Raw genomic sequence first — 24,219 nt, forward strand, 5'->3', positions numbered from 1 at the left:
GTATTTCACCTTTCGTGTTGATTATTGTAAAATGTAAACGTGTTTGCCAGGTAGGAGTGGTGCTTATATTCAAAATCAAGCACAAGAGAGATCGACTCTAAAACCTCACCCAATCGCTGCCTGTCCGTGAATGTAGCCGTCAATCTTTTGCCTGAATTTTCTTCCGGTTTTATTTCCAGTTCGATATCAATTCCGTACCACCTTTCCAGTTTCTGGATTACCGCAGCCAGTGAATCCTGTTTAAAAACCAGCTCGCCGTTTGTCCATCCAATAAATTGAGACAGATCAGTCAACTCCGCTACGTGCGTTATACCATCCTGCGAAACCGTTCCAATCTGGCTTTTATTGATCGTTTTACCAGAAACCATGTCGTCACCTGCGCTTTCAAGAGAAACGGCTCCATCAGCCACCGCCACCAATACCCGATCTCCTTCGGAATAGGTGTTAACGTTAAATTTTGTACCTAAAACTTTTGTAACCGCCCATTCTGTGGTCACCACAAACTGTCGGGTCGGGTCGTGTGTCACTTCAAAATAGGCCTCACCTTCCAATGTAACTTCGCGGCGTTCATTTGAACCAAATGTTTCCGGCACGAGAAGACGGCTTCCGGCATTCAGGTGAATCGTACTCCCATCGCTCAATCGCAGACGGGTTCGCTGCCCTTTATCCGTTTTCACTTCCCTGTACTCAATTTCTTCAGCAATCTCCGTTACATCAGACGAAAGATCGATATCGGCAAACTTTATCGACATAAACACGATTAAAGTTACAGCCGCTGCCACTGCACTCCAGCTTAACCAATGCATAGAAACCGATTTATGTTGCGATCGGTTATAATTTCCGGATGCTGCTTCCTTAATACCTGCACCGGTTTGCTTATCGTCCAAATCGAACTGATTATTAAACCTCAGCCAGGCCGAATCAACATCCTGAAATTTTTTCTTCTCGGTTGATGTATCCCAAATTTTCTTTACAAAAAGCAGAAACTCTTCATTTTCAGAATCTTCCTGCATCCACTCCCTAAGCTGAATTTCTTCATCCATAGAACAGGTTCCGTTCAGGTAACGGATAATAATTTGAAGATTGATTTTGCTGTAATCCATTCAGTTTCGTTTAATCATCAACATGATTTTTGCCTGCGTACTCTTAATACCCGAAATGATGGTTTTACCCTGACAAACTTTTTTTATTTTTTTGAATTCCATCAAACCATGAATGCAGAATTCTTCAAAAATTACGTCTTGGAGAGTTTCAGAGGAGTTTTTATCCGAAATCAGAGATGTTTATTAACTGCACAGTGGAAGGAGAAAGGAACAGGCCGAAATGCCTGGCACAAAAATAACTTTACCTAAATCGCGATAACTGATCAATTAAAAACTTCATGGAACGGCTGATTTGAGTCTCTACAGTTTTGATAGAGATATTCAGTACTTCGGAGATTTCCCTGTAGGTGAGGTGATCTTCACGGTGCATTAAAAAGATATTTCGGCGCTTTTCCGGTAGTTTTTTTAATGCGTACCTGTAGGCTTCTTTGAACTCTTTTAACTCCAGAATTATTTCGGGATTGTTGTCAGTATCTGACTGGGTGGTTTTATCAGAAAGTTCAACCGTATTTTCACCTTTATTTTTCGCCAGGTATTTAAACGCCTGATTCTGCACGGCTTTAAAGAGATATGCTTTTAAGGTTCCATCAGCCCGAAGCCGCTCGCGATTTTCCCACACTTTATAAAATACGTTGTGAATAATATCTTCAGCAACCTTTTCAGAATTTACATAACGCAATAAAAAAGGCCCCAGCTGAGGATAGTAGCACCTGTAGATTTCCTCAAATGCTTTACGTTCTCCTTTGTTTACACCTTCAACCCATTGGTTGTCACGAATGGCTCGTTCATCCTTCCCCAAAGAAAGACCCACACCCCCAATGCTATTGAGTTTTTGCTCTAATGCCATTCCTGACTGGTTATATGATTCATTTCACTTCTTCGAAATTCTGCAGCGATTGGATGTGCTGAGCAAAATGAGAAGTCTGAGTTGTGATCGCGCAAATTAAAAGCGCTTTTTTAACCTGGAGTAGCTTACAAATAAATTTCCAAAAAGAATAGGTATTTCTTCAAATTGATTGATTAAATCAGTTTGACATCAAACCACCCTCAAATACCGAATACATAAATATATGCTAAACAATTACTTACCTCTTGAATTGTGAAGTGTCAAATACGATCCGGGAAAAGAGGAATCGAAATAGTTCAGGGCAGAAACAGAAACGGACCGGTTTTTTACGCCGGTCCGTTCAAGAAGCATTTGATGAGCTGCGCTGATTAACTCACCCCTCCGCATACGCTCTAACATCCGTCATATCCACCATCAGATCAAACAGAGCGGTGTTGCGCACAAAGGTTGGGATGCGGTCACTGCCCGGGCCCCAGGCGGCAATTTCCACATAGTCCGCCGTGTGGCTGGTGCTGATAAAATTGATACCGTTGTAATTAGCAAGAACACCCGACATCACCCCGGCCGGTGACTGACGATTTCTGAATGGCGACCTGAATTGTCCCTGAAAAGCCCGCTTCACCATAATCGCCTCTTCATTTGTAATCTGGGTATTAGTGGCATACTCAAACAGATCCTGAATTTTTTTCACCGTTACACCTTCGAGCGAATCATCCGACCAGTGAAAACCAAGTTCACCGTACATCCACTCAAAACTGTGCTTGTAATCGTACAGAGTAGCCATCATGCTGGGTGAATCACCATAGGCGCTCCCCAGTCCGCTCAGGCCGGGATTCGCATTTCCGTGATCCGTTGTAATAATCACAAGCGTATCATCGCGTCCGTCGGTGAAATCCATCACTTCTTTGATGGCATCATCAAAAGCGATCTGATCGTACACGAGTCCAGATGGGCAGTTTCCGTGCGCAGCGTGATCCACCCGGCCGCCTTCGATCTGCAAAATAAATCCATTTTCGTTTTGATCCAGACGCTCAAGCGCCGCTTTCGACATTTCAGCCAGTGTAGGAACATTTTCCTGCAGTTCAGGCAGTGTTTTATGATCGACCGTATAGGGCAGATGGGAGTCGTAAAAAATTCCCAGCAGCTTACTGTTTCTTGTGGCCCGGTTCAGTTCCGGTTTTGTTTTCACAACCGTGTATCCGTTGCTTTCAAACGCGGAGTAAAGATCTTCGCCGTCGGAACGCCGGTCTGCCCGGAAGTGCCGGTCACCTCCGCCCATCAGTACATCGTAATCCCGCTCGGAGTACTGTTTTGCAATTTCATCTTCCATTCCCCGCTGAGGCATGTTTATCCCAAACCCGGATGGTGTGGCGTGGGTGATACGTGTTGTAGTTACAAGGCCTGTCCCCTTCCCGGCATCACGAAATATTTCGCAAATTGTTTTGTATTGCTCATCATTCGGCCCCCAGTTTACCGCTCCGTTGTTAATTCTGTGTCCTGATCCCCATGATGACGCTGCCGATGCAGACCCTGTGACGGTTGAATTCAGCGATGCCATATCCATCAACCCGCGGTGGTACTCCCGGTCCGATTCATACAACTTCACCCAGTTTGTCTTTTCGCCATACTGATCCTGTTTCACGAGGTCAGCAATTGCAAGAGTTCCCGCACTCATCCCATCAACCACCAGAAAAATTACATTTTTGGCATCACCATATTGGCTTTTGATTTTTTTATCGGCTGCAGAAGCGCGCCCGGCCATTCCTCCACCAAGTGCGAGGGTTGAGAGGGCTCCGGTTTTCAGGAAATCGCGTCGGGAGAAGTTGTTTTTACTCATAATTTCGGGAGGTTATATCACAGTTTATGCTTTTTGACAGGCCAAGATACAAACTATATGTTGAGAATTGTATCCTGCAGGCGCCCATTTAAGTTTCATTACAAAAATAAGCGCCAAAAGAGTATTTTCAAGACTGAAAAGAATGAACTCTTCTTCAAAAACGCTAATTATCTTTATGTTACCGGTCTGATTATCAAGACGTGAACCAATCAGATCGCCTTAAACCCATATTAATCAAACCTTTCTTTATGATGGATAAAAGAATGCGACCTTTTCTAAAGACGGCCTTTTCGGCAATTCTGCTGTTAATGATTGCCATTCCAATGGTTTTTGCACAAGGCGTAACACCCGAACACGTTGCAAAAACTCAAAATGTGACCAGCTCTCTGATTTCTGATGATGGAAATTATGTTGCCTATACCGTAAGTATTCCGGCTGATCCATACGAGGAGAATGCCGGCAACCGCACCGAGCTGCACGTTTTGAATGTGGAATCCGGTGATTCGAAACCCTACTACTCTGTCTCCGGCATTGGCAGCCTGCAGTTCCGCCCCGGCAGCAATAGCGTGACGTTTCTGACCAGCCGATCCGGAGATGCCACTCGCTCCCTCTATGAGCTTCCGCTGGACGGTGGCGAAGCGACTAAAATATTCGAATTTGAGCGGAATATATCAGACTACAAATGGCATAATGATGGAAACCATATTGTTTTCTCATCATTCTATAGCCCGGAAGAAACCGAATCTCCGCTGCCTTACCAGGCCGATGTGTATGAAGAGAATCAAACCCAGCGCCCGGCATATATCACCAATGTATCGCGCGAAGGGCACGAGCCGCATAAAATTGATGTAGAAGGAACCGTTTACTCCATGGAATGGAGCCCGGACGGTAGTAAAATTGCCCTTTCGGCAGCCCCGACTCCCGGCGTGGATGATTCGTTCATGGCTCAGAGCATCTACATTGTAGACTACAGAAGCCGTGAAGTTGCCGCAGAAGTGAATAACGAAGGGAAACTGGGACAGATAGAATGGAGCCCCAATGGTCAGCGAATTGCCATCCGTGCCGCTGCCAATATTAACGACCCTATTGACGGCCGCATCCTCATTGTTTCTGCCGATGGCGGAACTCCCGGAATTATTGATGAAGATTTTGAAGGTAAATATGAACAGATCAAATGGACATCAAACAACGAAATTCACTTCCTGGCAAGTGAAAGCACATCGTCCGTTATCGGTTCGATCCGGCCCAACGGTTCGAATAAGCAGACGATCTTTCGTTCTGATGAACATGCCATCAACTCTTTTTCCCGTTCCGGCAACGGAGTGATCTCTTTTGTAGCGAGTAGCCCTCAGCATCCCGCTGAACTATTCGTGAGAGGATCCGGCCGCAATGCGCAGCCTGAAAAAATGACCAACCACAATGAATGGCTTGAAGGTGTGGAATTGGGTCGTCAGGAAGTGATCACCTACACCGCACGTGATGGCGAGTTTGATATCGATGGCATTATGATCTACCCGGTAGGATACAATGATGGAGATCAAATTCCGGTGATAACGATGGTTCATGGCGGACCCGAAGCGCATTACAGCAACGGATGGCTCACCGGATATCAAATTCCGGGGCAGATGGCCGCCGCCAAGGGATACGGAGTTTTCTACCCGAATTATCGAGGAAGCACAGGCCGGGGCATTGAATTCGCCTTTAGCAGTCAGGCCGATCTTGCCGGAAAAGAGTTCGACGATATTGTTGATGGTGTAGATTACCTGATTGATCAGGGGATTGCAGATGCAGACCGTATCGGTGTAACCGGCGGATCCTACGGCGGATACGCCTCTGCATGGATGAGCACTTACTACTCCGATCGCTTCGCTGCATCGGTAATGTTTGTGGGCATCAGCAACAATTTGAGTAAATGGGGAACCAGTGACATACCGGAAGAGCTCTACCTGGTACACTCCCGTGAACGAATGTGGGAATCGGACGAAAAATGGATGGATTACCTGAAACGAAGCCCGATTTACTGGGTGGATCGTGCCGAAACTCCAATCCTGATCATGCACGGTGCGGAAGATACGCGTGTTCACCCGGCGCAGTCTCTTGAGCTTTATCGCCACATTAAAGTACGGAAGCCCGACGTACCGCTTCGTCTTGTCTGGTATCCCGGTGAAGGGCACGGAAATACCAGGGCCGCCTCCCGGTTTGATTACACCCACCGGATGCTGCAGTGGTTTGATACCTACCTGATGACCGGGGATTCATCCGCGGAAATTCCCCACTGGGATGCCCCGGTTCCGGAACGCGAATAGGGTTTACTTCTTTTTTGCTTTTGATTTAAAAACCCGGCCTTTGAGCCGGGTTTTTTTATAGCTGTTTTCAATAATAAACTCAGGAAAAAATCTCAAACAACCCGCGGATGCGCGTGAAAAACTGTAGGTGTCTATCCAAAAAGGACGTCATCCCGCGCTTGATGCGGGATCTCCCATTTTTGACACAGTTAGGAGATACCGGATCGGGGTCCGTCATAACGATTCAATAACACCTACCCACTGACATAAAACCCGTAATATAATTTGAAACAGATCGATCGTTGGGGAGTTATAGAAGTATGGAACCTGAAAACAATGTACAACCTCAACAAAAACCGTTTTATAAACGGCCGCGCGTTTACCTGGTCTCAGCGCTATCTGTTGCAGCAGGAATAATTCTGCTGATCATCCTCACCGTATTTGCACTTCGTTGGGTCAATCCATCTGTTACAAGCTTTACGTACCAGGAAAACTGGGATGAACTGGAGACAGAGCGATACAGCTTAACCGACTACTGGGTTCCTGCAGATGACATACCCGAACATATGAAATGGGCGGTGATCGCTTCGGAGGATCAGCTTTTTTATGAACACTGGGGATTTGACCTTGAATCGATCCAGGAAGCGTGGGATGAGCGTCAGCAGGGCGAACGTGTTCGGGGGGCAAGCACGATCTCTCAGCAGGTTGCAAAAAATCTGTTTCTATCACCGGCACAATCGTTTTTTCGAAAAGGAATTGAGGCTGGTTTCACCGTATTGATTGAGTTATTCTGGCCTAAAGAGCGCATCATGGAGGTGTATCTGAATATCGCGGAGTTCGGCCCCGGTGTATTCGGCATCGGAAAAGCCGCTGAAGTGTTTTATGATCTTCCTGCCGCATCACTCGACCCTGAAATGTCAACCCGTCTTGCTGCCGTACTGCCCAGCCCGAAGCGGATGCGAGTCAATCCGCCCTCCCCTTACGCAGAAGAACGCAGCGGCTGGATTCTTCGCCAGATGACCCAATTGAGCGGCATCGCCTACTATCAGCCACCCGCACCGGAACCGGACGAGCTGGGCACTTTGCATGAACCGATTTCCGATTCACTTTCAACACCTGAGAGCAATTGGAATGAAGAAGAGTTCCACATCAGCAGGCTCGACAGCCTCATTTTCGCATTGGAAGAGCCGGAACCATTTGCGGATGTGGATTCACTGCAACCACCAGCATCCGCAGCTTCTGATACATTACAGATTGAACAGCAGGAGTATTAAATCAGGTTATGAAGAAGCAATTGAAACCGGAATCAGTCGGTTTAACCGTATGAACTTCTTTTACCGGCTGCTGACTGCCTGCAAAATTGATTCATAATAACTCGTTCGCTCCTCACGATCTGCCGGAATCATGAATTCATCCAGCACATCGCCATTCATGCCAAATGCGGTAATTCCTATGTGATCTTCATTAAACTCAACAAAATGAACATTATATGCTGATTTTGTCATTCCGGGTGATTGCAGGTACCAGCGATCTGACACCACTTCCCGGGTTGAAACGCCTAAACCACCATCACCGATGTAAACGATACCGTTGGGATCTGCTTTTTCATTTAAAATCGGAACTGTTCTTTTGAGGGCGTGATCATGTCCTACAGCCACAAAATCTACACCGTGCTCTTCAAGCAAAGGCCCCCATGCTCTTCTTCGTCTTTCCGATCCGTCATAAGCTCTTACACTTGGATATAACGGTTTGTGAAACATTACCGCGACATTCCGGTTGTTTGGTCTTACCTCTTTCAGAGTTTGCTCCAGCCAGTCCTTCTGATCACCCGAAATACTAATTTCCGTATTCAGCACAATCATAACCGTTTCAGAATTTATCTGAGTCGCGTAATAAAAATCGTTTTCCCGATTGGGCCAGTAAAATTTCTCCTCAAATCCTACATCCAAATCGTGATTACCTCTCGACGGAATGATGGGCAGCAGCCGGTTATCTGATGCGGTGGTCGTTTCATAGTGATCTTTCAGCCACCAGTAAAGTTCCGACCAATAGGCCCGGTTGGTGTAATCGGCTGTATGGGCCAGTGCAAGTATATGCGGATGCTCTTCAAACAGCTGTTTCATGCGTTCATTCATCTTTCGGCGATTATTATCCTCCTCTATCCGGGAATGACCTACTCTTGAATCTCCACCCATCAGAAGTGCCACCGATCGGTCATCATCCGGCGCGGTGATAAAGTAGTATTCGTCAGATTTTGATTCGTCTGTTTCCACCATCACGTAATATGAAGTGTTCGGTTCAAGATTACTCATGTAGGCGTGATGGTACCAGGAATCCATTCCTTCTTCCTCCGGCCTCAGGCTATATTTTCCGGAGTGAATATCCTCACTGCTGAAACGATAGGCCGATGCCTCTCCCCCTCTCGGCTCTGTATCAAAATAGAGAATATGGTTATCTCCTTCCGCGGTTGTAGTCCATGATACCTGTGCTTCCGTTGCCGGATTCTGCTCAAACAGCACCCTGATATGAATCGGTTCAGAAGATGGTTCAAGCTGTATAACATGTTCCGGGATCTCCTCAGACGAACCCTTTGCCAGCAGCACGATTACAGTGATTGTCAGCAGTGCCATTGCGGTGAGTAAAACTATTCGAATATAATTTCTTTGCATACTGTTTTTGTGATATTGATTAGGTTTATAGTTGCCCGTATCAGGTAGAGAGTTGATGTTTTTTGCCCCGGCTTACAAGGGATTGAATTGGAACAGCCTGAACGATCCACGCTGGTTGATACATAATGGCCCACAAGGCAAACGGAGCCAGAATATGGGATGCACGCAGCAGCACTTCGATGTAGGCTGTACTTCCAATTGCTGTAATCCTGGAAAAGGCCGTTAGTGCACCCCAGAACAGCGCCCAAAAAAGCACCCCTTGCAATGGCTTGAATAAAAGGCCCAGAACCACTATTAAATCGAGGATTCCAATCCCTTTCATTATTTGAACAGCCATACTTTCCGTTATTCGCACACCTGCAAGATTGTTTGCGGAACCGATAATCAGATCGGCAAAAACCGGGTGCCCAAGCCAGGCTTCCAAACCGTGTATGAAGAACAGTACAGCCAGCGAAATACGCAAAAGCCACTCAACGGATAAAAGCCTCGCCTTTTCTGATAGTATTTTTCGGAAAGGAACGGTACACAAAACAACAAGTACGACCGGCGTCATATACCTCATGACATGTGCATATAGAGTAAATTCGCTGTATCGATACGCGGCTTGATAGTAACCTGCCCATGCCTCAAACAAAATGTAGGCTGCAATTGGCAAGAGTGTGTACATCCTTGTATGAAACAGATTCACCAGGCACAAAAAAAGAAAAGCCGAAACTGTGATTCGCTCGTAAAATAGCGCATCGCCATGCGGCATTCCCATAACCATGAAAAGGTAGTTGCCAAATTGCGTTTGCCGCATTTCAAAAACAGTGGCAAACAGCCCAGCTGCATGGATCAAAATAGCGATTGAAAGTATCCATCGGATAACTTCAATCAGCTTTATGTGATAATTTTTGTTATGCATATTCAATTACTGTTATTCACGTAAATGATGCCGATTTCAGATTAACAGAGTATTACTCAATCGTAATTTTATCTGCATGATAGTTCGGCTTCACAGCTGTTGAATGTAGATGGGCTGGGTGTAGATTTTTATCGTCTCTCCGATAATTTCAACACGTATAAACCTGAGTTCGATTTTTAAATTATTTAAAAAAAAGCCCCCCTTAGAAAAGGGCTCCTCTTTTATCCCGCGCCAACTGGCGTTTTTTCAGTCCCGATTATCAGGGCGAGATTGAGGGGGATTTTCATCAGAATTTGGAAAATAACGATGCCCCCTGTATCTCCCCTTGTTAGTAATGTCAATAACATTAGCCAATTATGGATTATTCTCCTGATACTTTTGAACGGTCAAAAGTATCCAAAACCCGCCGGGCTGGTGATTCCTTCAGTCGGGATTTGCGGTACGTTTTGCGATGTAAAAACAAAGGTCCACATCACTTAGTGACAGTAATCTTAGATTTGGCCGGTAGTTTTTACAAGCATCGCATGCACTCCCCGCAAACCAAGCACCTCCTTCAGTAATCAAAGGCCGGAAGAACTACAAAATCGACATAAGATCTATTGTGCAAGAGTTTATTAGATTTCGTTTGCAAGCTAGTTATCATAGTTAGTGGTATTGCCCTTTTTAGGCGCCTTAATACCGAATAAATAAAATTATTTATAAATCGAAATCAGTTATAAAGGTTGCGTATGAGGGGGGGGTATATATTGTGGGTTCAATTTCGGGTGAGTGGTAGCTGTATCAACACGCCTCCGGCTTGATCCCGGAAAAACAGCGATCATTATATACGATGATGATGATGCGTCTCCCGAATCTGAAATATCTGTATGGCTCGCCGATGTTTCCGCTTGGGAACGGGGAATTTAAGCAAACTGCAAATGCAGAGGTGATTTTTGAGATTCAGGTTTTTTTGTCGATTTGAACCTGTTCAAGAATCTAAATATTTCACGCAAAAAATCGTGGTTTAAAAAAAGATCTCAGCAGTGATCTTATTCTAAAATTATATCGGAAATTACCGGTAGGTGATCGGATGGAAAACGTCCATCATAGCGATCATCAAGAATTCTGTGATTGAGAACACGAACGCCATCAGATACAAAAATATAATCGATTCGTGATTCCGGCTCACGCAGTTCCTCCCAGTCGTTAAAGGTAGCTGTTGGACCTTCGTGGCCCGTTTCCGAAGCGTATCGAGCATCATGAAGATTGTCGGCTTCACTTAATACGTTGTATGCATCATTCCGTTCGTTGATATTTAGATCCCCGGTTAAAATGACGGGGATGTCAGGATTGAGTGAAGCAATCTTATCGATTATAATTCTGGAACTTTCATAACGAGCCTGCTGACCCTGATGGTCAAAATGGGTGTTCAGCACATAAACGTCCTGCCCTGTCTGTTTATCTGTGAAACGCGCCCACGTTACGATTCGGGTAATCGCAGCATCCCAGGACTTGCTTCCCGGATACTCTGGATTCTCCGACAGCCAGAATGTATTGGTTGCAACAAGGTCAAATCGATCTGCTCGATAGAAGATGGGCGAAAATTCACCCTGATCTTTGCCGTCATCCCGACCTACGCCCACCCAGTTATAGCCAGGCAGACGGTCCTGCAACTCTTCGATTTGGTGCAAGAGAGCTTCCTGCAATCCAACGATGTCGGTGCTATATTTATCAGGCCCCATCATTTCGGCTACATGATCTTTGCGGTGCGGCCAGGCATTGATGCCGTCATTTGGATTGTCGAACCGGATATTATAAGACATAACCGTAATTGGGTTATCCTCATTGAATTCCGGAGAGACACTATCAGCCTGGGTTGAATTGCCCAGGCTAAACGTTAAAAACATGAATACAATCAGCATTTTTGCCACCCTGAATTTTGTGAAAGATTAGGATTTCTGAGTATATGAACCTGTGGCACCGGGTAAAGATAATTTTTTTGGATTTAAGCTTCTACACCAACACCCAGACCATAATTTGTATGGTTATCAAACCGGTAATACCCATGATCAGTGTAGCGATGGTGTGAGTTTTAAGGGCGGTTGAGGTCTCCATGTCAGAAAATTTGGCTACTACCCAGAAGTAGCTGTCGTTCAGGTGAGATACGGTTAGCGAGCCGGCTCCGATTGCCAGTACCGCAAGTGCTGTGCCCATGGATGAATCGAGGCCGAGCGGTTCAATCAGCGGAGCGCAAATAGCCGCCGCCGTGATGATGGCAACTGTGGATGATCCCTGCGCCGTTTTCAAAAATGCGGCGATCAAAAATGGAACCAGCACACCCAACCCGCCGATAGCCGCAAATTGCGATGCAAATTCTCCGAGATCGGTCTCCCGAAGTACCTGTCCGAATGCCCCGCCGGCGCCGGTAATCAGAATGATAATCCCGGCTTTTTTCAGACCATCTTCCAGCCACTCGTTTTGAATTTTCTTCCGGCCGCCCGTTACCATTAAAAATGCCATTCCTACCCCAATCAAAAGTGCAATGATCGGATCCCCAAGAAAAACCGATGCACTGAACACCCATCCATCCCCAAAAGGAGCCGTTGGATACTCGGCGATTGATTTCAGAGCAATGAGGATAATTGGAGTCAAAATTGGAGCAATCGCCACTTTAAATGACGGCAAGGGATAATCCGGAGTTTTTGAAGCCTGGTAGGAGTCTGTATCCGTGTTCTCGTAATTACAAAAGAGCACCGCCCATGCGAGTGCGGCTGCCATCACCGGGATCGAGACAATGAGGCCCAGGATCAGTACCAATCCGATATCAGCATTCAATGTTGCAGCGGCGGCCAGGGGGCCGGGCGTAGGCGGGACAAAAACGTGTGTGGCGTAGAGACCCGATGCTAGTGCAACAGCCAGTACCGTCAGTGAGATTTTTGTACGTTTTGCGATCGCCTTATTCAGTGCCGAAAGTACGATAAACCCGGAATCGCAGAAAACCGGGATGGAGACAATGTACCCGGTCAGGCTCATAGAAAGCGGCGCGAATTTCTCTCCCGATTTATTCAGAATCTTGTTTGCCAGCACCCTGGCGCCGCCGCTTCGATCGAGATACTCCCCGATAATAGCTCCGGCTGCGATGACAATACCTATACTTTGCAGTGTGGACCCAAAACCTCCGGCCAGGGATCCGATCAGGGTTTCTGTATCCAGACGTGCAAGAAACCCGATCCCAATCGCCCCGAAAATCAAGGCAAGAAACGGATGCACTTTCCACCTCGCCGTCATCCAGACAATGGCAGCAACTACCAGCAGTAACCAGAAGAAAATGATCATTTAATTGTTTCCGGCTTGAATAACGCGTTTAGTATCTGAAATTTTTAAGAAGTGTCCCCCTTTGAGAGGCTGTGAGAAAATTGTTTTCCAAAGAAAATGCACTTAAATAAAGTAAGATTTCTGCCATTCTCGCGGCTCCCAGACTTTCTGACCCACCCCCGTCCCCTCCCTATCGCGCCCTAACGGGACTTGATAGGGAGGGGAGCTTCAACACAAGCTTACACTCCTAAAAAAATAAATAATGCCCACGAATGAGAGTGTAAATTCTCACAGCCTCTCGAAGGGTGTAATGGGGGATGACCTTCCGTGCTTAAGAACAAAAAATGGACACTTCCGAATACAGAGAGTCATCCCCCTGCTCTCTCCGTTCGCTTTCCCCCTTCGAAGGGGGACATCATTCTTTTCCGGCCCAGAGGGGCGGAAATTAAACCACATCATGATTAAAACACTTTTATAGCAAAATCTCTCACAATTCCCGCACCCAGATATTCCGGAAGCTCACGTAATCGCCATGATCCTGTAACCCGATCGGCATTTTAGAATCGTGTGGCACATATTCCGGCAAACCAATATATACCGTTGGACCCTGCAGTTTTTGCCGGTGATGAATCAGCACATGGTTATGAAGTACCGTGATATAGGCCGGTTTGATTACAGTGCCGTCCTTATCAAAATGCGGTTGCTCAAAAAAGATGTCGTACGTTTGCCATTCCCCCGGCGGCCGGCTGGCATTTACCATCGGGGCTTTCTGTTTATAGATGGATCCCGCCTGGCCGTTGGAATAGGTTGGATTTTGCCAGGAATCGAGCACCTGGATTTCGTAGAGGTTCATCAGAAAAACGCCGCTGTTTCCCCGGCCCTGCCCGTTACCGTCAATCTCTTCCGGTGTTCTCCACTCCACGTGCAGGTGAACATCCCCAAATCGCTGGCGTGTCATAATATTACCGCTGCCCGGCACTACAGTCATCGCATCTCCTTCGATTTGCCAGGACGCTTCTTCTTCATGCTGCGGTATTTCTTCAAGATAATCCGGTACCCTGGAAATATCCGTAAAATAGCCGGGTGCCGTGGTCCATTCCGAAAGGTCGGTTCCATCAAAAAGAATGATAGCGTCGGATGGCGGTTCTCCATAGGTGCCCGTTGCAACAGAGTCTTCAACGGGCGTCCAGTCATCCGTAAGATCAGGATGCCACTCGGGGCCATCGTTCTGATCTTGTGCAGAGAGATGATCTGCACAAAGGGCAATTACAAGCACAGTGAGAAGCATTGAGAAGATGTTTTTCATAACGGTTGTCCCATTAGATTTTGTGTTAATAGTTCATCAGAATAACAAATTGATCATTTTCTGTAACTTGAAATTCATGATTTTTTGATGGATTGAGAATCAATTTTTTTGTGCCATTTGAACTAAAATAGTTTTTGTAAATACCCATTGCAGTCTCACCAGAGCCAGATGCAATCTCTTCAATCCTGGAAAACTTGAATGTTCCCGCAGATAAATTGTACTGATTCAGGCTCCTGAACTCTATTTCAGCACCTCCCACTGTAAATAGCTCTGTATAAATAGATTGAAGTTCCCTCCTCAACGCAACCTGGGCTAAAAGGTGACTGATAATCACCGGACTGATGATGACTTCCGATCCCGGACTTTTGATTAGATGGTTATTGTCGGCATTTGCAAGTTCCAATAAAACATGAGGACTGTTTCCGGCTTGATTTTCAATAATATTCTCAAGCATAATTTTACCCACAATCGTACGTGCATCAGCCTCTTCTCCATCTGACAACAAATCAGAACTCATAAAAAGGATGTGGTTGAACGTTTGTGGCTTAACGGACCGGAGTTCGTTTTCCTCCATAAAATCGGCTTCAACATGTATACAGCTAATTTTTGATGCTTTTTGGCTGTAGTCAGATATTCTCTTTTTTCTGATCTTTTCCGGGATGATAGATATAATCGTTATTTCAAAATGCACATCTTCATACGTACTCAACTCATGTATTAATGCGGGAATTCTCTTATTCCAGCCAAGAATCAAAACTTTTTTGATCTGAGCCGAAGAAGTTGACCTGTATTTTATTTTCTTATCATCAGGAGGTGAGAAAATTGCTTTATGTTGAACCGAGCTCTCTTTTCGGGGATTGGTATCATCATGAGAATTTGCGAGGAAAATAATTCTGTCATTTTCCTGGATTTCTGCATCATGCCTCACATTCAGCATGGGTATAAACACTGAATTTTCTGTACGGACAAGCCCCAAAATGATACAATTTGGGAAACGGGGTTCGATTTCATAGATCTTTTTCCCGATGAACTCTTTATGCTCCCGAGTGTATAAATCGGATTTTATTCCTCTCGACAGGAGTTCCCTGTACACTTCAGATAACCCGATATGCCGGATATTCTGGGCGATAAGCCTGCTGATAATGGAATCCCCGGAAATAACTTCCAGCGGACCGGGATAGGACCGTTTCGCAACCGTAAGCTTTTTTTCATCCTGAATCTCTGCAACCACATAGGGCAGCTGATTGTTTTCCTTCAGCTTTGGATTATTGCTCAGTGAAAGAAGGGTTTTAACGGTTTCTACATCCGCTGAAACCAAATCCTGTCCGCCTTTTTTACTGCTTGGAATGATGATGGCTGATGCGTTGTAGCAATCCGCCCTCAGCAGATGTTCGGTTTGAAGGGGGTTCCCGGTTCGTAATATGATCTCATCAGCCCGTTTTCCAATGAATCGGTCAGCTTTAAGCTCCCGTGTAAGTTTAGCTGATGAGTTTTCAGCCAGAATCACAAGCTGAAGTTTGGAGGTGCCAAACCGGGCTAAAAACCGTTTCAGTTTGCCCTCTGACTGAAACAGTTCAACGACAATAGAATGAGTCCGGTCGGTCCATCCCAGAATAACGATATGATTTTTTACTGCAACAGGTGTTAACCCCTGTTCCAGCTCTGCCATTTTACTTGTGAGCCACTGTGTCATAATGGCGACGAGCGCCCCGAGAAAAACCACATATCCGCTGACGGTAAGAAACGTTGAGATGATGCGTCTCATGGTTCCCTCATCATCACCGAGATAGCCGGGGTCAGTGAGCCTCAGAAACGCCCACCAGATTGATTCCCCGACTCCATCAACATCTCCTCCTGTGGGAAGGGCCAGTATGCCGCCAATGAGTGATATGAACCCGATCAGTGCAACAACTGCAAGCAGCTGATATTTTGCACCCTTTACAAACTGACGCTCAATAAAGAACTTTATCGGGTGGGTTAATCGAAATCTGGATTTTGCCATTTAAAATATACGTCTGGTTTTAGTCCGCTAACCGGGTCATTTCCGCCCTGAATCTCGGCTCTTCATGCCGTTCGAGATAGTACACAAACATTTCGTTTTCAAGATCCATATCCATCATCCAAACGTTTGTGACGGCTTCGGGAAGGATTTCTGCAGTGTGATCATCCGCCGGAAAGTACTGCCGGGTAGCCGATCCCCTGTCATCCGCATAGCCGCCATAGCCGGTGTTCGGTTCTTCGCCCTCTTCATACACCTTATCGCCGATATGTTCGTGATAGAGATGCAGGCCGTTTTCCCGCTGCTCCACAACCCAGGTTGCGTGCCAGGTATCACCGCCTTCACGGTAGAGATCAACCTCAATAACATCGCTGCTGCATGATGAGATGTGTGCCCTTAACTCGGTATCCACCAGGGTGTGATCCGGATCATCGGGATAGGTTGCAGCGCCGACAAACGTTTCCCCGCAGAGTGAACCTAAATTCGCAAAAAACTGGTTGTGATAGGAGTCATTGGCGCATGAGGAGAAGAGTAACATTGCAATTATAAGAGAACCCGCGTATTTCATTGAACGATTGTTTTATTGTGATTGAGAATTTGAACTAAAATCATCAATCGCCACTTAAATTCAAAAACTGTATCTTTAATCTTTTCAATCCCCGTTTCACCCGGTATACCCTTTTTATGAGCCGCACAATTGAATCTTACAACCTTGGAAAAGTAGAAGTTGTCATCTCAGAAACCGACAAAAAAGACCGGCTTCATGTAGACTGCAACGACGGCAACTATCACTCTGAATTTACGGTCCGCCGTTACGAGTACGAGAATTACAAACGGCACATGAATCAGAAAATCACCCTCGCCTACAACAAGCAGTACGAAAAAGAGAACTGATTTTTATGGAATGTCCTTTTTTAGAGGCAATACCACTAACATTAGTATTTATTCTTTTCTGTTTTTTTACAATGTGACTCATGAACTAATTGTTTGTCAATAATTCACCGGCCTTTGATTACTGAAGGAGGTGCTTGGTTTGTGGGGAGTGCATGCGATGTTTGTAAAAACTACCGGCCAAATCTAAGATTACTGTAACGAAGTGATGTGGACCTTTGTTTTTACATCGCAAAACGAACCGCTAATCCCGACTGAAGGAATCACTAGCCCGGCGGGTTTTGGGTACTGCCGCCTGCCCCGAGCGCTTTTGTCTCGGGGACCGTTCAAAAGTATCAAGAAAAAAACTCATAGTTAGCTAATATTGTTGAAAGTGCTTTCGAAAATGGACTATATCCTGTTTTCCGATCCAGAAAGTCTCCAGAATCCCTCACTACAAATTATAAACCCTTTCAAAATCCCTAGAACGCAAACTTGCACTTATACGAAAGGGATAGTATCATATACTAAAAAATTAGTTATGATATACCGATACGCATTTATTCTCCTCCTGATGCTGATAAGCGCCTGCACTCAAACGGCAGATGAACCTTCCTTTACGATAGAAAACCACACCGTTGATACCGCTGATCTTTTACTTTCACCCGAAACGGTATCCGAACTCGGCATGCCGTCGGGACTTCTTTCTGATGAAGACCGCCTTCTTGTTTACGATTCACAAGCCGTTTCCATGATGGTGTTCGACAGCAGCGGAGAAAAAGAGTTTCAGTTTGGCCGGGAGGGAGACGGCCCAGGGGAGTTTCGTTTCATCCCCGAATTCTGGCTTTTTGATGATACCTACGTGCTTTATGACCGCTCTGCCGCACGAATCCTCCATTTTACAAGAGATGGTGATTTCATTGAAGATTTTGCTGTTGAGACAGGCAGTCTTGCCATATCCATTGCCACTCGTTCGGCGACGGAGTTTTATCTTCCCGCCGGGGGAGAAGGGAGCGCGCTGATCCAGTTCAGTCATCTCACGGATGATGAGGAAAACCGGCGGTTCGGTGAAAAATTTGCGCAATCAGATGGTGATATTGATATACAACAGGCCCAGAGCGATGCCATTTCGGGAAGAGTCCCCTCATTTATGCAGAACCAGATTTTGCTGAGTAGTAATGAATCCGGGCTCTACTCTTTTCAGCAGAGCACCGGACTGTTGCAAAAATATTCTCACGAAGGAGAACTGGAATGGGATCAAACCCTGGAACTTCCCGCATCAGACGGTATTTTTGATCAATATGTTGAAAATAACCAAATGATGTCGGAACGGGGGCAGGGAAATGTGATTATGCTACAGTACGCCACACAAATTGAAGCCGATGAAGACGGCGTTGCCATCCTTTTGAGCACCCTTGAGCCAAACCCGGTAACCATAGCCTGGCTACCCAATGACGGATCATCCATGCAGGAAATCCAGTTTCCCGGACTTGACGAATATGAAGCCCGCCCGAGATCGTTTACAATTTCAGATGACGGGAGTACCATCTATTTCACTGCCGCAATGGATGGATCGGTTTACAGTGCAAACTGGCCGTTGTAGAATGGGGTGATTAGAATTTCATATTCAGTTCCACATATTACATCCAACCATCCATCACTCATGATCAGAGATTCTTTCATAAAAATACTAACTCTACTCCTCACTATTTCATATGCGATAATCCTTTTCAGCTGCAGCAGTGAGGAGATTAGGACACCACCAGTCACCGAATCCGAAAATCTAAATACACTGCTCAACGCTGCCCCGATAAGCTGGATTGATTTAGATAATGCAGAAGTTGATACTTTGGTTATACCTGAAAATTCAATTTTTGAAGAGAGGCTTTTTGTAGATGAATCGCTCTATGTTCGACTTCCGATTCAGATGAAAGCATTCCAGGATCATTTAATCACCCTCGAATTTTCATCCGGAAATGTCGTTGCGTTAAGCAAAGAGGGTGAACCCGTTCAAACCATTGGCCGCAGCGGACGCGGTCCCGGCGAATTTGAACGTCCAATTGCAGTAATGGCCGATAGTGAAAATCTTTATATTTATGATGATGGTCTCAGAAGAATGAGTGTCTTCAATTCCGATTTATTACTCCTGGATACCTTCGACTTCAAAGACGCCGTATATTCTGAAAACAAAATGAAAATGAATGACAGATATCTTGTCTATCAAAATTCAAATGCTTCGGGGTTTCATGCACCTGATCCGGAATCATTTCTGTTAACTGTACGGGAAATTGAAAATCTGGACACAGTGTACTTTGAAGCTTTACCCAGAATTGTTCCTTCAGGCAACCATCCCGGAGCATACAATAACCTTGGGCTTTCCATTAATTCTAAAAATAAAATCTTGGCCGCTTTTCCTGGCGTACCCTACCTGTACTTATACCGTGATTTTGAACACGCAAGAACGATTGTGCTTGAATCCGTTTATTATGACACCACCGGCAATCCCTCACTACGACCATATCCTCCGGTTGATAATACAGGTGTAGGTGTAAGTAATATTTTGAGTAACATCTACTTATTAGAAAACAGTGATATATTAATTGCAAGCTTCGGGCTCTTTCATCATTTGAAATCTAATTCCAATGGCGAATACGACCATCACCGATCATATTATCTTAAAAGAGAAGACACTGGTGAACAAATTATGATCTTCAGGGATATCGATTCTTTTCCAGATGATCCTTTCCGATTCTTTGCTTTAGGATGGGGCTTTATTTTTGAGCTAACTTTACCTGATTAAATATAAACCGAACCCAACCGTCTTTTCTGAGCAGATTATCAACTCTTCTAACCATAAATTGCGAATACGTTCATACTTCACAAAATCAGCATAGCATCACCAAAAGAGTAGAATCGATAGTTCTGTTGTATCGCGTGCTGATAGATTTTTTTCATCTCATCAAATCCCGTAAATGCCGCAATCAGCATTAGAAGTGTGCTTTTCGGCAGGTGAAAATTGGTGATCAGGTGATCCACCGATTTGAATGTATATCCCGGCGTGATGAAAATATCGGTCTCGCCCGAGCACGGGATAAAACTACCCTCCTCTTTTGGCGCTGATTCCAGCACACGCACACTCGTGGTTCCCACCGCTGTAACCCGTTTCGTTTTATTTAGCGCATCTGCCTGCTGCTGCGAGATTTGATACCATTCGCTGTGCATGATATGATCCTCAATCCTGTCAGCCTTTACCGGCGCAAACGTACCCAGCCCAACATGGAGCGTAACCTCGTTTTTACGGATTCCCTGCGCGGCCAGTTTTTCCAGCAGCTCCGGCGTGAAATGAAGGCCTGCCGTAGGTGCAGCTTTACTCCCTGAATCTTTTGCGTATACGGTTTGATATCGCTCCGAAAGAGATTCGTCCCGTTCAATATAAGGCGGAAACGGCGTGTGTTTATACGGAGTTACCACCGGGTGATCCAGCGGGTGGCTCAGCTCAATCGTGCGAATTCCATCGTCAGCTATACTGATGGTTTTTGCAGAAAGTTCATCAGTTAAATCCACGGTTTTTCCCGACCGAAATTTCTTCCCGGGACGGACCATCGCCTCCACCACACGATTATTCACCGCCCGGGTGACAAAAATCTCCACTTTCCCGTCATTAAACAGCAGGCGGCATTTTTCAACTTTGCTGTTGTTTACGACAAGAGATGTATCAGGCGGCAGATAATCACCGATGTTGTAGAAATAGTCGTCGGTGATTTCACCTGTTTCCCGGTTGTAAACCAGCAGTCTTGAATGGTCACGCGGGGTTGCCGGTTTTTGGGCGATGAGCTCTTCCGGGAGATTGTAGTCAAAGTCGTCTAATGTAAAGGACAAAATTCTGTGTTTTTATGATCTGTGCTTTATAACCTGATGAAAATAGAGAAATCCATAGAAACCTTTTGGGAGAAGCACAATTCATAGCTGGTCAAATTATAATTCTACCCCCTACTACAGAAACAGCTCTGTTTTTTACAGATTTTCGCTGTGTATATCGCGGAATATGCTGATACCTCCTGAATGAATAGAATACTTTCTGCGAAAATCAGCGGATGAATCAGCGCGTCTCTGCGTGAATAAATATATGGCAGAAATACAATTTATCCATTCACCTTATTGGAATCCACGTTTTGGACAGTTTTGTGAACATCTATGTAATAGCCCACCTTTAATCAAATAGCATGCAACAATCATGTGCCGGTTTTGTTACATCATATGATATGAATAGAAGTCTTTAAAGAATCTAATTGGAAGAGATTTTATTCTTTCATTATTTCATAAACACCTTAAACCTGATACCTCACTCTTTATAAAAGGGAAAACATATTATGAAAAGAATTTTGGTATTGCTGACGATTATACTGGCTCTGTTCATCTACAGCTGCGATACTACTGAATCTTCATTTGATGATACGCTACCGGAACAGTTAACCCTTTCCTTATCCGCATCCCCGGATGAGGGTGGAACGTTAACCCCAGCGGAAATCGAGTATGTAAAAGGTCAAGAAGTGCAAATAGAAGCTGTCTCATCAGACGGGTTTATATTTGAACGATGGACTGGCGACTTTGAAAGTGAAACCAACCCTGCGACCCTGGTGATGACTGAAAACAAATCGGTCACCGCCCTGTTCAAAGAAATCAGTTCACTTATCGCTATTGAAACCACGGGGGAGGGAACTATTGAAACCGATTTTGACGGTCAAACCGTATCTCTCTATGCGGTGCCGTCTGATGGATGGACATTCATCCGCTGGGAGGGCGATTTGTCGGGAAGCGAAAATCCTGAATCACTATTCCTGGATGAAGATAAAAGCGTAACCGCACATTTTGAACAGCGGTTTGATCTTTCCGTTACTATTGACGGCAGTGGAAATGTAGAGATAGATCCGGTGAAGGAGTTTTACAATCACGGCGATACTGTAACCTTCACGGCAACGCCCGAACCGGGATATCGTTTCTCTCATTGGGAAGGAGATCTTTCGGGGAGTGAAAACCCTATTCAAACCACCATGGACCGTGATAAATCTGCCACAGCCGTTTTTGTATGGTGCATATTATGCTGATAGATTAAATGAGGGGTTTCCTGAGGTTATTCAAAGTCACGGCTTGAAAAAGCCGGCTCTTAACTCATTTACCCTACAAAAATACCCAGCCTTTTTCGTACTTCCTTCACAATCCCATCCGGCCCAAGTCCCACTTCGTCGTGCAGTTCTCTTTGGGTGCCGTGTTCGATGATGGTATCGGGTGTACCCATTATTTTTACAGGAACGCCCACACCTTTCTCTGCCACATATTCTGCCACGGCTGACCCAAATCCGCCGAGCTTTGTACCATCTTCAATGGTGATGATCTGATCGTATCTGGCGAGTACATAATCGATCATCTCCGTATCCAGCGGTTTGGCGTAGCGCATATCAAAGTGGCCGGTTTCAATGCCTTCTGCAGCGAGTGTATTGGTGGCTTCAGACACATAGTTACCGATCGGCCCGAAACTGAGTACCGCTACTTTTCCACCTTCCCGGATAACCCTTCCTTTTCCGATTTCCGTTTTCTTGAATTCCTCACGGACCTCCATACCGGTTGAGCGGCCCCGGGGATAGCGGATTGCCCAGGCGGCATTTTCATATTCAGACGCCGTGTACATCATATCACGAAGATCCTGCTCATCCATCGGGGAGGATACAATCAGGTTAGGCACCGCCCTCAAATAACTTACATCATAAAGACCGTGATGCGTTGGCCCGTCAGCGCCCACAAGTCCGGCACGATCAATACAGAAAACAACAGGAAGATTTTGGATCGCCACGTCGTGAATTACCTGGTCGTAGGCGCGCTGTAAAAATGTGGAATAAAGTGCAGCAAAAGCTTTTTTCCCCTCTGCTGCAAGTCCGGCCGCAAACGTAACGGCGTGCTGCTCGGCAATACCTACATCAAACGCTCGATCCGGAAATGTTTTCATCATCGGCCAGAGGCTCGATCCGCTGGGCATAGCGGGTGTCATCGCCACAATATTTTCGTTTTTCGCCGCAAGCTCAACAAGTGCTTCACCAAATACATCCTGGTACTTCGGCGGCTGATTGCTGCTTGTGGTTTTTTGGGGCAGCGATTTGCCGGTAATCTTATCAAACGGACTGCTCTGCGCGTGCCATTTGGTCTGTTCGCGTTCTGCAGGGGCAAACCCTTTCCCTTTCACGGTAACAATGTGCAACAGTTTCGGCCCGGATACGGTTCTGAGATCTTCAAGATGGCGACGGAGTGCATCCACGTTATGGCCGTCTACCGGACCATAATATTTAAATCCAAGTGCCTGGAAGAGTGCTCCGGGGGTAATTGCAGCAGTAGCGGCGCGTTCCAGTTTTGATGCAACTTTCCGCATCTTTTCACCCGCGCCTTTCAGGTGCCCGAGAAGATCATAAATCTCGTCACGCAGCTTGTTAAATGTCTTCGTGGTAGTGATTTCTGCCAGATACTCTTTCAAGGCTCCTACATTCGGGTCGATCGACATATTGTTGTCGTTCAACACTACGAGCATGTCCGATTTGAGAGCACCGGCGTTGTTCATCGCTTCAAATGCCATTCCGCCCGTCATGGCACCGTCACCAATTACAGAAACAATTTTTTTGCCTGATTTATCAAGATCGCGGGCAATTGCCATTCCGAGCCCGGCAGAGATCGATGTACTGGAGTGACCCACACCAAACGCATCATACTCACTTTCGGAGCGGTTGGGAAAACCTGACAGGCCTTTATATTTTCGATTTGTATAAAAATCCTCGCGCCGCCCCGTTAAAATCTTATGTCCGTATGCCTGGTGACCCACATCCCAGATCAGCTTATCGGTTGGTGTGTTGTACGTGTAATGAAGGGCAACCGTGAGCTCAATCACACCCAGGCTGGCACCAAAATGGCCTCCATAGACTGATACCGTATCAATGATAAACTCACGTAGTTCATCGCACAGATCCTGAAGTTGTTCAGGTTTCAGCTTTTTCAGATCATCAGGAGAGTTGATCTTGCCAAGCAATGGGCCCGGAACCGGTTTGTAGCTTTCCATATATGGGGT

General features: G+C 45.7%; 19 protein-coding genes. 6 read left to right on the plus strand and 13 right to left on the minus strand.

Annotated features, from left to right (window positions below; translation table 11 throughout):
- Window positions 1-5 precede the first annotated feature (5 nt).
- The 3 genes from DYD21_RS03785 to DYD21_RS03800 form a co-directional block, all read right to left on the minus strand.
- The gene (locus DYD21_RS03785; RefSeq protein ID WP_116032635.1) at window positions 6-1,103 is read right to left on the minus strand and encodes a FecR family protein; all 1,098 of its coding nucleotides are present in this window, start codon (window positions 1,101-1,103) and stop codon (window positions 6-8) included.
- A gap of 241 nt (window positions 1,104-1,344) precedes the next feature.
- Window positions 1,345-1,950, minus strand: a complete 606-nt coding sequence (locus DYD21_RS03795) for an RNA polymerase sigma-70 factor (protein ID WP_116032641.1) — start codon at window positions 1,948-1,950, stop codon at window positions 1,345-1,347.
- A 373-nt stretch (window positions 1,951-2,323) separates the two neighbouring features.
- The gene (locus tag DYD21_RS03800; RefSeq protein WP_116032644.1) at window positions 2,324-3,787 is read right to left on the minus strand and encodes an alkaline phosphatase; all 1,464 of its coding nucleotides are present in this window, start codon (window positions 3,785-3,787) and stop codon (window positions 2,324-2,326) included.
- Between the two features lie 248 nt (window positions 3,788-4,035).
- Between DYD21_RS03800 and DYD21_RS03805 the strand changes: the two genes are divergently transcribed.
- Both DYD21_RS03805 and mtgA read left to right on the plus strand, forming a co-directional pair.
- The gene (locus DYD21_RS03805) at window positions 4,036-6,093 is read left to right on the plus strand and encodes a S9 family peptidase (protein ID WP_116032647.1); all 2,058 of its coding nucleotides are present in this window, start codon (window positions 4,036-4,038) and stop codon (window positions 6,091-6,093) included.
- A 299-nt stretch (window positions 6,094-6,392) separates the two neighbouring features.
- Window positions 6,393-7,346 carry a monofunctional biosynthetic peptidoglycan transglycosylase gene (gene mtgA / locus DYD21_RS03810; RefSeq protein ID WP_116032651.1) on the plus strand — a complete coding sequence of 318 codons (954 nt, stop codon included), beginning with the start codon at window positions 6,393-6,395 and terminating at the stop codon, window positions 7,344-7,346.
- Window positions 7,347-7,406: 60 nt separating this feature from the next.
- Here mtgA and DYD21_RS03815 read toward each other — a convergent pair whose 3' ends face one another.
- The 8 genes from DYD21_RS03815 to DYD21_RS03850 form a co-directional block, all read right to left on the minus strand.
- The gene (locus DYD21_RS03815) at window positions 7,407-8,741 is read right to left on the minus strand and encodes a metallophosphoesterase (RefSeq protein WP_116032654.1); all 1,335 of its coding nucleotides are present in this window, start codon (window positions 8,739-8,741) and stop codon (window positions 7,407-7,409) included.
- A gap of 40 nt (window positions 8,742-8,781) precedes the next feature.
- The gene (locus DYD21_RS03820; protein ID WP_116032659.1) at window positions 8,782-9,645 is read right to left on the minus strand and encodes a hypothetical protein; all 864 of its coding nucleotides are present in this window, start codon (window positions 9,643-9,645) and stop codon (window positions 8,782-8,784) included.
- A 1,028-nt stretch (window positions 9,646-10,673) separates the two neighbouring features.
- Entirely contained in the window at window positions 10,674-11,531 is an 858-nt protein-coding gene (locus DYD21_RS03825; protein WP_158551399.1) for an endonuclease/exonuclease/phosphatase family protein, read from the minus strand.
- A gap of 8 nt (window positions 11,532-11,539) precedes the next feature.
- Window positions 11,540-11,629, minus strand: coding sequence for a RagB/SusD family nutrient uptake outer membrane protein (locus DYD21_RS21440; RefSeq protein WP_116033456.1), 90 nt, complete (start codon window positions 11,627-11,629; stop codon window positions 11,540-11,542).
- 8 nt (window positions 11,630-11,637) lie between these two features.
- Window positions 11,638-12,960, minus strand: a complete 1,323-nt coding sequence (locus DYD21_RS03835; protein ID WP_116032666.1) for a GntP family permease — start codon at window positions 12,958-12,960, stop codon at window positions 11,638-11,640.
- 466 nt (window positions 12,961-13,426) lie between these two features.
- Window positions 13,427-14,245 carry a DUF1080 domain-containing protein gene (locus DYD21_RS03840; protein WP_199535454.1) on the minus strand — a complete coding sequence of 273 codons (819 nt, stop codon included), beginning with the start codon at window positions 14,243-14,245 and terminating at the stop codon, window positions 13,427-13,429.
- A gap of 25 nt (window positions 14,246-14,270) precedes the next feature.
- Window positions 14,271-16,247, minus strand: a complete 1,977-nt coding sequence (locus tag DYD21_RS03845) for an ion channel DMI1 (RefSeq protein ID WP_116032670.1) — start codon at window positions 16,245-16,247, stop codon at window positions 14,271-14,273.
- 19 nt (window positions 16,248-16,266) lie between these two features.
- Complete coding sequence (locus DYD21_RS03850) at window positions 16,267-16,812, minus strand: hypothetical protein (RefSeq protein ID WP_116032673.1); 546 nt, start codon at window positions 16,810-16,812, stop codon at window positions 16,267-16,269.
- Window positions 16,813-16,928: 116 nt separating this feature from the next.
- Here DYD21_RS03850 and DYD21_RS03855 point away from each other — a divergent pair, with 116 nt between their 5' ends.
- The 3 genes from DYD21_RS03855 to DYD21_RS03865 all read left to right on the plus strand — a co-directional run bounded on the left by DYD21_RS03855 (window position 16,929) and on the right by DYD21_RS03865 (window position 19,914).
- A complete protein-coding gene (locus DYD21_RS03855; RefSeq protein WP_116032677.1) occupies window positions 16,929-17,138 on the plus strand; it encodes a hypothetical protein in 210 nt (69 codons plus the stop codon).
- Between the two features lie 517 nt (window positions 17,139-17,655).
- A complete protein-coding gene (locus tag DYD21_RS03860) occupies window positions 17,656-18,717 on the plus strand; it encodes a 6-bladed beta-propeller (protein WP_158551400.1) in 1,062 nt (353 codons plus the stop codon).
- Window positions 18,718-18,777: 60 nt separating this feature from the next.
- On the plus strand, window positions 18,778-19,914 hold the full coding sequence (locus DYD21_RS03865; protein WP_116032686.1) for a 6-bladed beta-propeller: 1,137 nt from the start codon (window positions 18,778-18,780) through the stop codon (window positions 19,912-19,914).
- Between the two features lie 77 nt (window positions 19,915-19,991).
- On the opposite strand, the gene queA is transcribed toward DYD21_RS03865, so the two are convergent.
- On the minus strand, window positions 19,992-20,993 hold the full coding sequence (gene queA / locus DYD21_RS03870) for a tRNA preQ1(34) S-adenosylmethionine ribosyltransferase-isomerase QueA (protein ID WP_116032690.1): 1,002 nt from the start codon (window positions 20,991-20,993) through the stop codon (window positions 19,992-19,994).
- Window positions 20,994-21,484: 491 nt separating this feature from the next.
- Here queA and DYD21_RS03875 point away from each other — a divergent pair, with 491 nt between their 5' ends.
- Window positions 21,485-22,219, plus strand: coding sequence for a hypothetical protein (locus tag DYD21_RS03875; protein ID WP_116032694.1), 735 nt, complete (start codon window positions 21,485-21,487; stop codon window positions 22,217-22,219).
- A 68-nt stretch (window positions 22,220-22,287) separates the two neighbouring features.
- Here DYD21_RS03875 and dxs read toward each other — a convergent pair whose 3' ends face one another.
- Window positions 22,288-24,210 (minus strand): 1-deoxy-D-xylulose-5-phosphate synthase, encoded by a 1,923-nt coding sequence (gene dxs, locus DYD21_RS03880; RefSeq protein WP_116032698.1) that lies wholly within the window; start codon window positions 24,208-24,210, stop codon window positions 22,288-22,290.
- Window positions 24,211-24,219: the final 9 nt, after the last annotated feature.

The sequence above is a fragment of the Rhodohalobacter sp. SW132 genome, from assembly GCF_003390325.1.
GTDB lineage: Bacteria > Bacteroidota > Rhodothermia > Balneolales > Balneolaceae > SW132.

Bases quoted from the DNA above. Each gene is read 5' to 3' on its own strand.
- DYD21_RS03850 (WP_116032673.1), bottom strand. From the start codon at position 16,812: ATGAAATACGCGGGTTCTCTTATAATTGCAATGTTACTCTTCTCCTCA.
- DYD21_RS03805 (WP_116032647.1), top strand. From the start codon at position 4,036: ATGATGGATAAAAGAATGCGACCTTTTCTAAAGACGGCCTTTTCGGCA.
- DYD21_RS03865 (WP_116032686.1), top strand. From the start codon at position 18,778: ATGATCAGAGATTCTTTCATAAAAATACTAACTCTACTCCTCACTATT.
- DYD21_RS03800 (WP_116032644.1), bottom strand. From the start codon at position 3,787: ATGAGTAAAAACAACTTCTCCCGACGCGATTTCCTGAAAACCGGAGCC.
- DYD21_RS03845 (WP_116032670.1), bottom strand. From the start codon at position 16,247: ATGGCAAAATCCAGATTTCGATTAACCCACCCGATAAAGTTCTTTATT.
- DYD21_RS03825 (WP_158551399.1), bottom strand. From the start codon at position 11,531: ATGTTTTTAACGTTTAGCCTGGGCAATTCAACCCAGGCTGATAGTGTC.
- DYD21_RS03855 (WP_116032677.1), top strand. From the start codon at position 16,929: ATGAGCCGCACAATTGAATCTTACAACCTTGGAAAAGTAGAAGTTGTC.
- DYD21_RS03815 (WP_116032654.1), bottom strand. From the start codon at position 8,741: ATGCAAAGAAATTATATTCGAATAGTTTTACTCACCGCAATGGCACTG.
- DYD21_RS03795 (WP_116032641.1), bottom strand. From the start codon at position 1,950: ATGGCATTAGAGCAAAAACTCAATAGCATTGGGGGTGTGGGTCTTTCT.
- mtgA (WP_116032651.1), top strand. From the start codon at position 6,393: ATGGAACCTGAAAACAATGTACAACCTCAACAAAAACCGTTTTATAAA.
- DYD21_RS03875 (WP_116032694.1), top strand. From the start codon at position 21,485: ATGAAAAGAATTTTGGTATTGCTGACGATTATACTGGCTCTGTTCATC.
- DYD21_RS03835 (WP_116032666.1), bottom strand. From the start codon at position 12,960: ATGATCATTTTCTTCTGGTTACTGCTGGTAGTTGCTGCCATTGTCTGG.
- dxs (WP_116032698.1), bottom strand. From the start codon at position 24,210: ATGGAAAGCTACAAACCGGTTCCGGGCCCATTGCTTGGCAAGATCAAC.
- DYD21_RS03840 (WP_199535454.1), bottom strand. From the start codon at position 14,245: ATGAAAAACATCTTCTCAATGCTTCTCACTGTGCTTGTAATTGCCCTT.
- DYD21_RS03785 (WP_116032635.1), bottom strand. From the start codon at position 1,103: ATGGATTACAGCAAAATCAATCTTCAAATTATTATCCGTTACCTGAAC.
- DYD21_RS03860 (WP_158551400.1), top strand. From the start codon at position 17,656: ATGATATACCGATACGCATTTATTCTCCTCCTGATGCTGATAAGCGCC.
- DYD21_RS03820 (WP_116032659.1), bottom strand. From the start codon at position 9,645: ATGCATAACAAAAATTATCACATAAAGCTGATTGAAGTTATCCGATGG.